13 protein-coding genes are annotated in these 12391 nt (G+C 62.0%); 9 read left to right on the top strand and 4 right to left on the bottom strand.

Annotated features, from left to right (window positions below):
* The first annotated feature begins 188 nt into the window (after positions 1-188).
* Complete coding sequence (locus ACP7AL_RS08345) at positions 189-596, top strand: META domain-containing protein (protein ID WP_024920786.1); 408 nt, start codon at positions 189-191, stop codon at positions 594-596.
* A gap of 37 nt (positions 597-633) precedes the next feature.
* Here ACP7AL_RS08345 and ACP7AL_RS08340 read toward each other — a convergent pair whose 3' ends face one another.
* Entirely contained in the window at positions 634-1353 is a 720-nt protein-coding gene (locus ACP7AL_RS08340) for a hypothetical protein (RefSeq protein ID WP_425990568.1), read from the bottom strand.
* 266 nt (positions 1354-1619) lie between these two features.
* Here ACP7AL_RS08340 and ACP7AL_RS08335 point away from each other — a divergent pair, with 266 nt between their 5' ends.
* From ACP7AL_RS08335 to ACP7AL_RS08310, 6 genes are all read left to right on the top strand, one after another.
* A complete protein-coding gene (locus ACP7AL_RS08335; RefSeq protein WP_425990566.1) occupies positions 1620-2378 on the top strand; it encodes an SDR family oxidoreductase in 759 nt (252 codons plus the stop codon).
* A gap of 12 nt (positions 2379-2390) precedes the next feature.
* Positions 2391-2807: a cupin domain-containing protein gene (locus tag ACP7AL_RS08330; protein WP_425990565.1), complete on the top strand. Its 417-nt coding sequence runs from the start codon at positions 2391-2393 to the stop codon at positions 2805-2807.
* Between the two features lie 51 nt (positions 2808-2858).
* Entirely contained in the window at positions 2859-3329 is a 471-nt protein-coding gene (locus tag ACP7AL_RS08325) for a carboxymuconolactone decarboxylase family protein (protein ID WP_425990563.1), read from the top strand.
* Complete coding sequence (locus tag ACP7AL_RS08320) at positions 3316-4218, top strand: sigma-70 family RNA polymerase sigma factor (RefSeq protein ID WP_425990561.1); 903 nt, start codon at positions 3316-3318, stop codon at positions 4216-4218. The genes ACP7AL_RS08325 and ACP7AL_RS08320 overlap by 14 nt, the downstream gene beginning before the upstream one ends.
* A 315-nt stretch (positions 4219-4533) precedes the next feature.
* The gene (locus ACP7AL_RS08315) at positions 4534-4995 is read left to right on the top strand and encodes a hypothetical protein (RefSeq protein WP_425990559.1); all 462 of its coding nucleotides are present in this window, start codon (positions 4534-4536) and stop codon (positions 4993-4995) included.
* Positions 4988-6220 carry an HlyD family secretion protein gene (locus ACP7AL_RS08310; RefSeq protein WP_425990557.1) on the top strand — a complete coding sequence of 411 codons (1233 nt, stop codon included), beginning with the start codon at positions 4988-4990 and terminating at the stop codon, positions 6218-6220. Before ACP7AL_RS08315 ends, ACP7AL_RS08310 begins: the two co-directional genes overlap by 8 nt.
* 26 nt (positions 6221-6246) lie before the next feature.
* Here the strand turns inward: ACP7AL_RS08310 and ACP7AL_RS08305 are convergent, their stop codons facing one another.
* Positions 6247-8199 (bottom strand): AI-2E family transporter, encoded by a 1953-nt coding sequence (locus tag ACP7AL_RS08305; RefSeq protein WP_425990555.1) that lies wholly within the window; start codon positions 8197-8199, stop codon positions 6247-6249.
* Between the two features lie 169 nt (positions 8200-8368).
* Complete coding sequence (locus ACP7AL_RS08300; protein ID WP_425990553.1) at positions 8369-9487, bottom strand: cobalamin-independent methionine synthase II family protein; 1119 nt, start codon at positions 9485-9487, stop codon at positions 8369-8371.
* A gap of 186 nt (positions 9488-9673) precedes the next feature.
* Here ACP7AL_RS08300 and ACP7AL_RS08295 point away from each other — a divergent pair, with 186 nt between their 5' ends.
* Entirely contained in the window at positions 9674-10132 is a 459-nt protein-coding gene (locus ACP7AL_RS08295; RefSeq protein ID WP_425990550.1) for a host attachment protein, read from the top strand.
* Positions 10133-10135: 3 nt separating this feature from the next.
* Here ACP7AL_RS08295 and purU read toward each other — a convergent pair whose 3' ends face one another.
* Positions 10136-10999, bottom strand: coding sequence for a formyltetrahydrofolate deformylase (purU, locus tag ACP7AL_RS08290; protein WP_425990548.1), 864 nt, complete (start codon positions 10997-10999; stop codon positions 10136-10138).
* A 424-nt stretch (positions 11000-11423) separates the two neighbouring features.
* On the opposite strand from purU, the gene ACP7AL_RS08285 reads away from it, so the two are divergent.
* Positions 11424-12272 carry a uroporphyrinogen-III synthase gene (locus ACP7AL_RS08285; RefSeq protein WP_425990546.1) on the top strand — a complete coding sequence of 283 codons (849 nt, stop codon included), beginning with the start codon at positions 11424-11426 and terminating at the stop codon, positions 12270-12272.
* Positions 12273-12391 lie beyond the last annotated feature (119 nt).

The following is a 12391-nucleotide window of genomic DNA, read 5'->3' as shown; positions in this document are numbered from 1 at the left end:
CAGCGTTCGGGTGGGCCAGAATTTGTGGGCAGAACGAATTCGTGCCGAGTCTCCTACCATCATCTGCCCACGATTGAAACCGCCATTCCGGAAAATCACTGCCTTTAAATCAGCCCTATCCGCGCCCACCGGAACGGGGATAGCTGTCCTCGCAGAACATAAATCCCATCATTCCAGGGCCGCTATCCATGTTGCAGAAACTCGCTGCGTCCGCGCTTCTTGTCTGTGTGCTCGCCTGTGGTGCGGCCGCCGACCCTGCAACACCGACAGGCAAGTGGCTGGCGGAAGACATCGATGGCGGCGGCGTGATCGACCGGCTGCAAACAACGCTGGAGATTCGCGACGACGGCATCGTCACCGGCATGGGTGGCTGCAACCGCTATGCGGGCTCAGTGACGGTCAGCGGCAACACGATCAAGTTTCTGCCGATGGCCTCGACGCGCATGGCGTGCTCGGCCGCGGTGATGAGACAGGAAGCGAAATTCCACAGCACGCTTGAGAAAGTCAGAACGTGGCGCATCGATCAGGCGCAGCGGAAACTTCTGCTGCTCGATGGCCAGGGCTTCGACCTGATGCGCCTCACCAGGATGGACTAGCGCAACGGCCTGCGTTGCGCCGCCTCAACCAAAAGCCTCAGCTAAAATGCACATCGCTGATGTCGATGGAAACCATCAGCGGATCGAGCGCGGCCCGATGGTCGGGGCCACGCGTATAAGCCAGCCGCTTCGACGGCAGCTTGATCCCGTCCGCCTCGATGTAATTGAACACATGCTGGGCCGCGTCGAAGCCGCCTGCGACATCGACATTGTAATCGTGCCGCCGCAGCAGGAAATCCTCGCCGAAGAAGAAGTCCTGGATGTCGCTGTGGGTGGCGACCGATTTCGGGAAACGCGCACGCACCACGCGCCATGTCTCGCTGCCTTCGCGCCAGGGCTCAAGCTCCGAAACCTCGACGCCCTTCATCACGAGATGAAACGGCGTGGTCAGATATGTCCACAAGGCATAGCCGTTGAAATAGGCGCGATGCAGCGGCCCCCACGGCGTCATCTTATCGTGACCGTCGAACAGCGCCCGTGGATCGTGCCGCTCGGCCACCACCGTTCCGTCGAGCTTTTCGATGGCGATGCGATCGGGCGTGAAACTGGTGCGCTGGTCGGCGGCCCCGAACGGCGTGACCGATGCGAATTCCTCATGCAGCGACACCGTCATGCGGCGCGGATTGGCGTCCTGCACCAGGCCCTTCATGCCCCAGAGTTCACCGCCCGACACGATGGTCGCTTCGACCTTCTGAAATGAGTTCCAGCGGTCGATGCCGCCATGGGCGTCGATGATGTTGGTCAGCAGGTCTTCCATGGCTCGCTCCATCGTCAAAAAAGCCAGACCAAGACCTACGCGGCGGAAAACCCTGCCGAAATGACGTATTTGCCTCAAATCAGGCCATCGGGACCGAAGCGGCTTAAACTTACATTCCTTTGCGCCCTTCCAAAAAAATCTTTCGGGCGATGTCACATCCCGCCCCTGCTGCCTCGTCTTGACTGCGAACGTGCACGGCAAGCCGCAATCGGACGCCTTCCGTGCCTTTTTCACCGCCGCGCATCGCGGCACAAGAGGAGGCCATCATGAAGATTGTTGTTATCGGAGGTTCCGGCCTGATCGGATCGCGAGTCGTCGCCCGGCTGCGTCAGCGCGGCCATGAGGTTGTCGCAGCCTCTCCATCGACCGGCGTCAACACGGTCACCGGCGAAGGACTGAAGGAAGCCTTTGCGGGCACCGACGTCGTGGTCGACGTGGCGAACTCGCCGTCGTTCGAGGCCGCAGCCGCGCTGGCCTTCTTCGAGGCGGCGGGCCGCAACATCTTCGCGGCGGAGAAAGCCGCCGGCGTGAAGTTGCACGTCGCGCTGTCGGTGGTCGGCACCGAACGCCTGCTCGAGTTCGGCTACTTCGGCGCCAAGCTGGCGCAGGAGCGCGCCATTGAAAATTCAGGCGTGCCCTACACCATCGTGCGCGCCACCCAATTTTTCGAATTCGTCGGCGGCATCGCGCAGGCAGCAACGGAGGGACAAACCGTTCGCGTCCCGCCTGCGAAATTCCAGCCGATGGCAGCCGACGATGTTGCGACAGCAGTTGCGGATGCAGCGCTCGCCCCCGCACAGGGCATGGTCGAGGTTGGCGGACCGGAATCCTTCCCGATGGATCAACTGATCCGGAAATACCTCTCCGCGAACAACGACGGGAAAGAGGTGATCACCGATCCCGACGCACGCTATTTCGGCATCAAGCTCAACGATCGCTCGCTGACGCCGGATGCCGGCGCCCGCACCGGCACGATCACATTCGACGCGTGGCTGCGCCGCAATCAGGCCTCCGCGGCCGCCTAACCGGAGTCAAACATGTTCAGGACACTTCTCGGCTCCGCCGCCATCGGCCTGCTGCTTGTCAGCGGAGCAACAGCCCACGACGCGGCCAACAACAAGGCGAAGGTCACGGTGGTTTTCGATCACGTTCTTCCGAACGTAAAAGGCAAGAGCATGAAAGGCGTGCTGGTCGAGTATCAGCCGGGCGGCTCGTCGCCCGCGCACACGCATCCGAACTCGGCCTTCATCTACGCAACCGTGCTGAAGGGCGCGATCCGCAGCAAGGTGAACGACGGACCGGAAAAGACCTATCGTGCCGGTGAGAACTTCGCGGAGATGCCGGGTGACCGGCACGCCGTCAGCGCGAACGCGAGCGACACCGAGCCGGCAACCCTGCTCGCGGTGTTCGTTCTCGACACCGACGAGAAGGTTCTGACGACCGACATAAAGTAAAATGAGCCGAGACCTGCAACTGCAACCCACCACCCTCCAATGGAGACTATGATGACCACCCCACGACTGGAACAAACCCCGTTCAAGCTCGCCCCCGATGCCTACAAGGCGATGACAGCGCTTGAGACAGCCATTGTAAAAAGCGGCCTCGAACACAGCCTGATCGAACTGGTCAAGATGCGTGCCTCGCAAATCAACGGCTGCGCCTACTGCATCCACATGCATTCAACCGACGCCCGGAAGGCTGGCGAAACTGAAATGCGGCTCTACATGCTCAATGCCTGGCGTGAATCCACGTTGTACACGCCGCGCGAACAGGCTGCGCTTGCCTGGACCGAAAGCCTGACGATGGTTGCGGCCACCGGCGCACCGGACAAGGATTATGAACTCGTGAAGGCCGAATTTAGCGACGCCGAACAGGTCAATCTCACCATGCTGATCGGCGCGATCAATGCATGGAACCGGCTCGCCATCGCCTTCCGGCTCGCACACCCGAAGGAAGGCAGCCGTGTCGCGGCCTGAGGCCAGCACAACGATCTTCGAGACGCACCGGCCCAGGCTGATGCGTCTCGCCTATCGCATGCTCGGCTCGGTCGCGGAGGCGGAGGACGTGGTACAGGACGCGTGGCTGCGCTGGCAGCAGGCCGATCGCACAACGGTGGAAACTCCGGCCGCCTTCCTGTCGCGCATCGTGACGCGGCTGTGTCTCGACGTCATGAAATCCGCCCGCTCCCGCCGGGAAACCTATGTCGGTTCGTGGCTCCCTGAACCCATGATCGAGGAGCCGGACGAAATGGATCAGGACGACCTGACGCTGACGCTGATGCTTGCGCTTGAACGGCTGTCGCCGCTGGAGCGCGCGGCCTTCCTGCTGCACGATGTGTTCAGCGTTCCGCTGGATGAGGTCGCGGCGACGGTTGAGCGCGAACCCGCCGCCGTCCGCCAGCTCGCCGCGCGGGCGCGCAAGCATGTGCAGGAATCGCGGCCGCGCTACACCGTGGCCCGCGACGAAGGCAGCCGGATCGCCGAGGCCTTCTTCATCGCCTCGCGCAGCGGCGACACCAACGCCCTACGCGCAATCCTCGCCCAGAACGTGGTGGTGCGCTCCGACGGCGGCGGCAAGGTTCACGCCTTTATCAATCCGATTCTCGGGCTGGAGCGCGTGCTTCGTGCGTATCAGGGTCTCTCGCGCAAACTCGCCAGACGTCCCTCGCGCGATCTGTTCCGCCCGATGCGTATCAACGGCCTGCCGGGCTATGTCAGCTATGAGCGCGATGACATTTTCCAGACCACAGCGTTTGCCATCGAGGACGGAAAGATCACCGAGATCTACATCATCCGCAATCCCGACAAGCTGCGCCATGTCGTTGAACTGTTGAATATCTCCGGATCGGACGCGACGCATCACTGACGATCGCGCCGCAAAGGCGAGATGGTGGCGAACCTCCGCGCAAAAGGCGGGATGGTGACGGCGATCGGGCGCATGGCCCATGTCGAAATGGCACGAGCGGCAACGCATCACCGATGCCCACTCTCTGTGAAGATGAACAAGCTTCGCGCGGTGGGATGACAGCGCACGTCTTCCCTCGACCATGACCCAGATCAACATCGCGCACTTTGCTCTTGCGAAGTTCCATGCCTGTGCAAGGATGGAACTTTCGGCATGCCGATAGTTACGGTCCATCTCTGCATATGTTGACCACAATGTTCGCGAGAGGAGACTGCCTTGAGCGAGTCACTTCACCCTGCGGCGCCCCATCACCTCCCCGGCTTCATCACCGCTCCCGGTGACACCGACATTCTTATGGTCGTGGTCGGAATCATTTTGCTCGCCTCGGTGCTGTTCGTCGGCAACATCTACCTGAAAATACATTCGCTCCCCGAGCGGATGGCGCACAAATCGCAGAAGCTGCAGTTCGAGATCGTGGCCGTGCTCTGCCTGCTTGCGCTGTTCACCCACAATCACCTGTTCTGGGTGATCGCCCTGCTTCTTGCGCTGGTCGACCTGCCCGATTTCAGCACGCCGCTGCGCAGCATCGCCGGCTCCGTCCAGAAAATGGCTGGTATTCCGCCGGACCCCGATCCATCCGAACCGCTGGACCAAGTGACAGCTCACGGCGCTTCCCCGGACGCACCCGGCAAAGCCAGGGACGCAGCAGCCAAGCGTGTGGAGTCGCATCATGCTTGAGCTGATCCTCTGCTCCATTCTGACGATCCTTCCCGATTATCTTTATCGGCGCTATGCGCAGGGCAAGCGGATCGGCAAGGAGATCACGCTGTTCTCCGTCTGGTACGAACTGCGATGGGGCATCACCGCCTGCGTGATGCTGACGGTCTCGCTCATCACCGTCATTTTCTATTTCCATCCGTCCACCACCAGCGCAACGCTGTACTACAGGACGGTCCCGCTCGTTCCCGAGACAATCGGGCGCGTCGCGGAGGTCAACGTTGATTTCAGCGCGCCGGTCAAGAAGGGCGACGTCATCTTCAGACTGGACAGTTCAAAGCAGGAAGCTGCGGTCAAAACCGCACAGCGCAAGATCGCCGAGGTCGATGCGCAGATGGTCGCCGCGCAATCGGAGGTGGTGAAAGCCGACGCCCAGATTCAGGAAGCGAAAAGTTCGCTGCGGCAGGCCACGGATGAACTCGAGGTCAAGCGCGAACTGCAGCGGCGCAATCCCGGCATCGTCCCGCAGCGCGATATTGAAAAGCTCGAAGTAGTGGTGACGGGGCGACAGGGCACGCTCGACGCCGTGACGGCAGCAAAGCAATCCGCCGTGATCCGCACCACAACATTGTTGCCGGCGGAGCGGGACAGCGCGGAAGCAGCTCTCGCCCAGGCACAGGTCGACCTCGACAAGACCAGCATACGGGCCGGCGTGGACGGGCGTGTCGAGCAGTTCCTGTTGCGGCCGGGCGACCTCGTCAATCCGATGATCCGCTCGGCCGGTATCCTCATTCCCGAAGGCGCGGGACGGCAAGCTCTTGCTGCTGGATTTGGACAGATCGAAGCCCAGGTGATGAAAGTCGGCATGGTGGCGGAAGCGACCTGCATTTCAAAACCATGGACCGTCATCCCGATGGTGATTACGAGCGTGCAGGATTACATCGCCGCCGGCCAGTTCCGTGGCGGCGAACTCCTGCTCGAAGCCCAACAGACACTGCGTCCGGGTTCAATTCTGGTTCTGATGGAGCCGATCTACAAAGGCGGCCTTGATGGCGTGACGCCGGGCAGCAGTTGCATCGCCAACGCCTACACCAGCAACCACGACCTGATCGACGCCAAGACCACCAGTTCGGGCCTGCGCATCTGGCTCCACGCGGTCGATGCGGTCGGCATCGTGCATGCAATGCTGCTGCGGATTCAGGCGCTGCTGCTGCCGGTCAAGACGCTGGTGCTGAGCGGACACTGAACTTCAACACGAAGCCTGCGTTGCTCTCAGCCGGCAACGCGAAGACCGACATCGCGAGGCGCAGCATCCTTTTCGTCCGTTTTGCTCCGCGGCTGCGCGAGATCAAGGCAATACTTCGCGGCCGTGCTGAGACTCGTGGCGATCGCATCGGCCTGAACGGTATCCTTCGTGATGGCGGAGTTCTCGGCCATCCAGTAGCAGACGAGGATCCTGGCTTCGGGCATCTTGCGGCGCAGCTTGCGCACGACATGGCGCGTATAGGACGGACTTCCATCATCCAGCACAGAGATGCAGACAAGCGCGACGCCCTCGCCATCGAGGCGGAAAATTCCGCTGCTTGAGATGTCTTCCTTTTTTGCCACGCGCGCGCCAAGCCCGTGTTTCGACAGGATTTGCGTGAGTATCCGCGCGGCAGCTTCGTCGAGGTCCGTGCGCTCCGCGACGCACAGCACAGGATGCTCCGCCTGCCATGCGGCGGGAAGACCTTCGCGGATCACAAAGGGCAATTCGGGCATGGGCACCGATGCCTCGATCGCGGCTTCGGCTTCCGCATCAACCGTATTGCCCTCGCGCGCGTCATCGCGCTCGTCGGCCAGATCCTCGATCAATTCGACGACGCTGTCGCGAATTTCAGTAAGGCGGGCGACCGGCAGTCGATCCCGCTTCAGATCCTTCTGAGCGAGTTTCAGACCCTTCAGCGCGACCTCCTCGTAGTATTCCGAGAGCGTGCGTTCCTTCAGATATTCCTCGGCCTTCTCGACGGCTTCGCCCGGATCGTCGGCGAGCATGCGCTGATAGAAAATCTCAGGAGGCGAGAGTGCCGGCCGATCTCCCAGCAAGATGTCGAAAAACTTCAGGCTTTCCACATGGTGACCCAGCACCACGAGGCATACCGTCATCGGCGTCGCCAGCACGAGACCAATCGGCCCCCACAGCGCGGTCCAGAATGTTGCCGATACCACCACCGCAAAGGGCGAGAGGCCGCTGCTGCGGCCGAACAGCATCGGCTCGATCACATGACCAACCAGCACGTCGGTGATGATGATCAGCCCGACAGTCCATACCAGCATCGACCAGCCGGGATCGACGGCAATCGCGAGCGTGAGGGGAAAGAAGGCCGCCACGAATGCACCGATATACGGCACGAAGCGCATGATGCCGGCGAGAATGCCCCAGAGAATTGCGCTCGGCACGCCGATAAGGGAAAGACCTAGCCCGATCACGATGCCGAAGACCGTGTTCAATCCGAGTTGCGACAGAAACAGGCGGCTGAGGCGGCCTGTGGCATCGCTAATGGCGGACGTTGCGGCCTGCAGATCATTCGCCCCGGCAAGTTTGATCAAGCGATTTCGCAAATCCTCACGCTGAAACAGAATGAACACCACGAAGATCACGACCACGCCAACCGTCGCCAACGGGTGCAGCAATGGCGAGATCAGCGATGCAATGTTTTCAAGCGCGGTGGGCGGCGGCGTCCGCACCTCGACCGGAATGGGCTTCGTTTGATCCGGCTGCGGGACCGGGCGTGGAGTTTCGACGCTATCGGCCTCGGGCCTGTTCAATTCCTTGCCGAGATCCTGCAAGACGCCCGCTGCGCGCTCCAGCGGACCCACCGAGGTGACGCTGCGCAGCGATGAAATCTTACGCTGCATGGTCTGCTGATAGCCCGGCAAGCCTTCGGCCAGTTGCGTGAGCTGCGAAGCGATCACGCTCCCCAGAGCGAAGATCGCGAGAAAGGCTGCGACCACGACGATGGGCACCGCTGCGCTGCGCGGCACGCGCCAGCTCTCGAGGCGCTCCACCAGCGGCGTCAAAACAAAGCTAAGGAGAATGGCAAGCGCAATGGGGACGAAGATTTCGCGGCCCACGTAGAGACCGGTGATGATGAGCGCGGCAATGATCGCGGAGGAGACGCCCGGCCCCCGCGGCGCTGGAGTCACGTCCGGCCGCACAATCCTGTCAGCGATGTTCAATATCATGTTCCCTTGCCGCAAGCGGCGCATCTGCCCGCAGGTCAACGGCGGGCGGCCGAAAACGTTCCGGGACAGCGGGCCGGACGTGTGGCGTGACGGCCCAGAGTGCGCCGTCTTCCGGCGGGCGGCGTGCGGACAGTCCTTATATCGGCGTTCGGCCTCAAGGGCCCGCCCGTCAGGATGTGCCCCACACCTCGGTCGCGACATCGGCGACCAGTCGCAGCTTTGCCCATTGCTCATCCTCGGTGAGGATGTTGCCCTCTTCCGTCGAGGCGAAGCCGCATTGCGGCGAAAGCGCAAGCTGATCGAGCGGGACAAGCTTCGCCGCCTCCATCACGCGCTGCCGGATGTCGCTCCTGGTCTCCAGCGCGCCGGTCTTCGACGTAACAAGACCGAGCACGACGATCTTGGTGCCGTTCGGCAGGAAGCGCAGCGGCTCGAACCCGCCCGCGCGGTCAGTATCGTATTCGAGGAAATAGCCGTCGTAATTGACGCGCGACAGCAGCGTTTCGGCCACCGGCTCGTAACCGCCGGATGAAATCCAGGTCGAGCGGAAATTGCCGCGGCAGACATGCGTGGTGATCGTCATGTCGCTTGGGCGCTCGGCAATCGCGTAGTTGATGACGCGCGCATAGACCGCCGGGAGTGCATCGGGGTCCTCGCCGCGCCCGCGCAGCTTTGCCCGCTGGTCCTCGGAGCAGAGATAGCCCCACACCGTGTCGTCGAATTGCAGATAGCGGCAGCCCGCGTCGTAGAACGCCTGCACGGCCTTGCGATAGGTTTTCGCCAGATCGATGAAGAAGTCATCGATCTGCGGATAGGCCTCCTGCGAAATTGCGCTCCGGCCGCCGCGATAATGCAGCAGCGACGGCGACGGGATCGTCATCTTCGGCAGAATGCCAGCGAGATCGCATTTGTCCTTGAGCAGCTTGAAATGCCCGATCATCGGATGGCTGGCCGGGAAATCGAGCTTGCCGGTGACGCGGATGCTTTCGCCGCGCGTCGTCATCCCGTTGAACTGGATGCCGTCGGTCTTGTGAAGCTCGCAGCCGGCAAGGTGCTTCAGAAAATCGAAATGCCACCACGAGCGGCGCAGTTCGCCGTCGGTCGCGAGCCGCAGGCCGCTCTGCTTCTGCTTCTGAACGATCTTGCCGATTTCGAGCGACTCGACGCGCTGCAATTCGGCGGCCGTGATCTCGCCGCGGGCGAACCGCGCGCGCGCATCCTTGACCCGTTGCGGCCGCAGCAGGCTGCCGACATGGTCAGCGCGAAACGGCGGCTTCGGCCTTTGCATCATGTTCTCCGGATCGACTCATGCGCCTCTTTTTGCAGCGCTCACTACCACAATCCGGTTAGCAAGACTGAGCAACTTTTCCGCATTGCGGCCAGCCCCCCTCCATTCCGATGATACCGCGGGGACGGCCCGCAGGAACGAAACCCGGACGGAATGGTTGGTTTCCGAGGCATGGGAGACTTCCACATGACCAAATCCGACTTCCTTCGCATTCCCCACAACGCGTACGTCATTGTCGGCGATGGCCGCAAAGCCCTTTTCCTGCGCAACGAAGGCAACGGAGCCGCGCCCCGTCTGAAAACCGAGCAGGTTTTTCAGAACGACAATCCGCCGACGCGCGACCAGGGATCGGGCCCGCCGGGCCGCAGTTTCCAGAGCGTCGGTAACAGCCGCAGCTCGGTCGAACAGACCGACTGGCATGAGATCGGGGAGCAGCGATTTGCCCGAACCATCGCTGACGCGCTTGAGGCCCTGGCGCGGGACCGCGACATCCCGGGCTTCGTCATCGTTGCCCCGCCGCGCGCACTTGCGGATTTGCGCCGCGCACTCGACCCCCATGTGAGAGCCCGCATCATCGCCGAAATCGACAAGGATCTGACCAGCCATCCGCTCGCAGACATCGAGCGGCACCTGACGGCGGCGTAACGGTCAGTCCGTGAACACCACCGTCTTGCGCCCGTTGAGGATAACGCGGTCTTCAAGGTGATAGCGGATCGCGCGGGCGAGCACGCGGCGCTCGATGTCCGCGCCCTTGCGGACAAGGTCTTCCGGCGAGTCGCGGTGGCTGATGCGCTCGATATCCTGTTCGATGATCGGGCCTTCGTCGAGATCGCTGGTGACGTAATGCGCGGTTGCGCCGATCAATTTGACCCCGCGCTCATGCGCCTGATGGTAGGGCTTGGCGCCCTTGAACCCCGGCAGGAACGAGTGGTGGATGTTGATGCAGCGGCCCGACAGCTTGCCCGCGAAATCCTCCGACAGCACCTGCATATAGCGCGCAAGCACCACGAGATCGGTTTTGGTGTCCCGGATGATTTTCCAGACCGCGCCTTCCTGCTCGTCCTTGGTCGCGCGCGTCACCGGCAAATGATGAAACGGGATGCCTGCGAAATCGAGCCCGGCATAGGTTTCCAGCGGATGATTGGAGACGATCGCGGTCGGGGTCATCGGCAGTTCGCCGCGCCGCCAGCGATAGAGAATGTCGGCAAGGCAGTGATCGAACTTCGACACCATCAGCATCACACGCTGCTGCACGGCGCGGTCGCGCAACTGCCAGACCATGTCGAACGGCTTCGCCATCATGCCGAACCCGGCCTGAAGCGTCGGCAGATCGGCCTTCGCGGCGGGCGAATCGAAGCTCACCCGCATGAAGAACCTGCCGGTCTCGGTGTCGCTGTATTGCTGCGCGTCGAGAATGTTCTGCCCGTTGGCGAACAGGAAGGTGGAGACCGCCGACACGATGCCGGGGCGGTCCGGGCAGGACAGGGTCAGGACGAATTGCTGTGCGGACATGGGGGACAAATCTTGGGAAACACGATCTGGAGGGGCGGAATGTGGCCCCTCCTCTAGCACCCGCGCCGAACTTTGGCCAATGGTGGTGATCGCGGCAGAACAGGAATCGCGCCACACATTCCATGTCGTCCCCGCGAAAGCGGGGACCCATACGGCCGAGTGCGAGAACTAAAGCGCCGTCATCCTGAGGTGCGAGCGCTTGCGAGCCTCGAAGGATGATGGCGCGATCCGTATTTGTTCCACGCATCCTTCGAGGCTCGCCGCAAAAGATGCGGCTTGCACCTCAGGATGACGCGATATCACGGTCATGGGTCCCCGCTTTCGCGGGACGACAGCTATTTTATCGCCCCAAAAAGCTTTCACCCGATCTGCCATCGTCCTAAATTGAAGTCCTACGCGCGACTTTTGTCGACGAAAGGTCCATATGCCCGGCAGGCTTGAAGGTTACCGCATCCTGATTCTGGAAACGCGCGAGGAAGCGCAGTTTTCGCGCCTGCTTCAGGAACAGGGCGCCGACGTGCTGCAATGCCCGATGTTCACCATTCATGACGCGCCGGACCCTGCCCCGGTCGAGGCCTGGATCAGGCTGTTCATCGACAGGCCGTTCGACGATCTGGTGCTGATGACCGGCGAAGGCCTGCGCCGCATGATGAAGGTCGCGCGGCGCGTCGGCGTCGATCAGGATTTCATCGCGGCCATTGCCAAATCGAAACGATATGCGCGCGGCCCGAAGCCGGTGCGCGCGCTGCGCGAGATCGGGCTTGAAGCCAACATGCAGACCGAAACGCCGACGTCGGAAGGCGTCGCCGCCATGCTGGCGCAGCAGGACCTGAAAGGTCACCGCGTCGGGCTTCAGCTTTATCCGGACAAGGATCACACCAAGCTGATCGGCGCTATCACCTCATACGGCGCGACCGTCGAAACCGTGCTGCCCTACATCTATGACGCACAGGCGGCCGACACCAACATCGTGGAAGCCATTGGCGAGATGGCGGAGCGCCGCGTCGATGCCATCGCGCTCACGAGTTCTGGTCAGGTGCGCCGGCTGATCGACGTGGCGCGCGCGCATGGATGCGAGGACAGATTGCGCGCGGGTCTTGCGCAGACGCCGGTGGCGTCGGTCGGCCCGGTGGTGTCGGATGAGCTGAAAGCCTACGGCCTGCACACCGACATCTATCCCGCCAATGAGTCATTCTTCATGAAGCCGCTGATCAGCGCGATGGCGCTCGCTTTGAACAAGGCACCGCCGCGGGCGGCGAAGAACAACGGATAATCCGAAAACTCTGTTGCAGGCGCGTCATTGCGAGGAGCGAGAGCGACGAAGCAATCCAGCTTGTTGCTCAAGAATGGATTGCTTCGCTTCGCTCGCAATGACAACAAAACCTCCGATTG

The sequence above is a fragment of the Afipia sp. DC4300-2b1 genome, from assembly GCF_049895725.1.
Lineage (GTDB): Bacteria > Pseudomonadota > Alphaproteobacteria > Rhizobiales > Xanthobacteraceae > Afipia > Afipia broomeae.
This window is presented reverse-complemented; position numbering and strand designations above follow the sequence as displayed.

Excerpts from the sequence above, each read along its gene's own strand:
- ACP7AL_RS08330 (WP_425990565.1), top strand. The coding sequence starts at position 2,391 with ATGTTCAGGACACTTCTCGGCTCCGCCGCCATCGGCCTGCTGCTTGTC.
- ACP7AL_RS08285 (WP_425990546.1), top strand. The coding sequence starts at position 11,424 with ATGCCCGGCAGGCTTGAAGGTTACCGCATCCTGATTCTGGAAACGCGC.
- ACP7AL_RS08305 (WP_425990555.1), bottom strand. The coding sequence starts at position 8,199 with ATGATATTGAACATCGCTGACAGGATTGTGCGGCCGGACGTGACTCCA.
- ACP7AL_RS08310 (WP_425990557.1), top strand. The coding sequence starts at position 4,988 with ATGCTTGAGCTGATCCTCTGCTCCATTCTGACGATCCTTCCCGATTAT.
- purU (WP_425990548.1), bottom strand. The coding sequence starts at position 10,999 with ATGTCCGCACAGCAATTCGTCCTGACCCTGTCCTGCCCGGACCGCCCC.
- ACP7AL_RS08335 (WP_425990566.1), top strand. The coding sequence starts at position 1,620 with ATGAAGATTGTTGTTATCGGAGGTTCCGGCCTGATCGGATCGCGAGTC.
- ACP7AL_RS08325 (WP_425990563.1), top strand. The coding sequence starts at position 2,859 with ATGACCACCCCACGACTGGAACAAACCCCGTTCAAGCTCGCCCCCGAT.
- ACP7AL_RS08300 (WP_425990553.1), bottom strand. The coding sequence starts at position 9,487 with ATGCAAAGGCCGAAGCCGCCGTTTCGCGCTGACCATGTCGGCAGCCTG.
- ACP7AL_RS08340 (WP_425990568.1), bottom strand. The coding sequence starts at position 1,353 with ATGGAAGACCTGCTGACCAACATCATCGACGCCCATGGCGGCATCGAC.
- ACP7AL_RS08345 (WP_024920786.1), top strand. The coding sequence starts at position 189 with ATGTTGCAGAAACTCGCTGCGTCCGCGCTTCTTGTCTGTGTGCTCGCC.
- ACP7AL_RS08295 (WP_425990550.1), top strand. The coding sequence starts at position 9,674 with ATGACCAAATCCGACTTCCTTCGCATTCCCCACAACGCGTACGTCATT.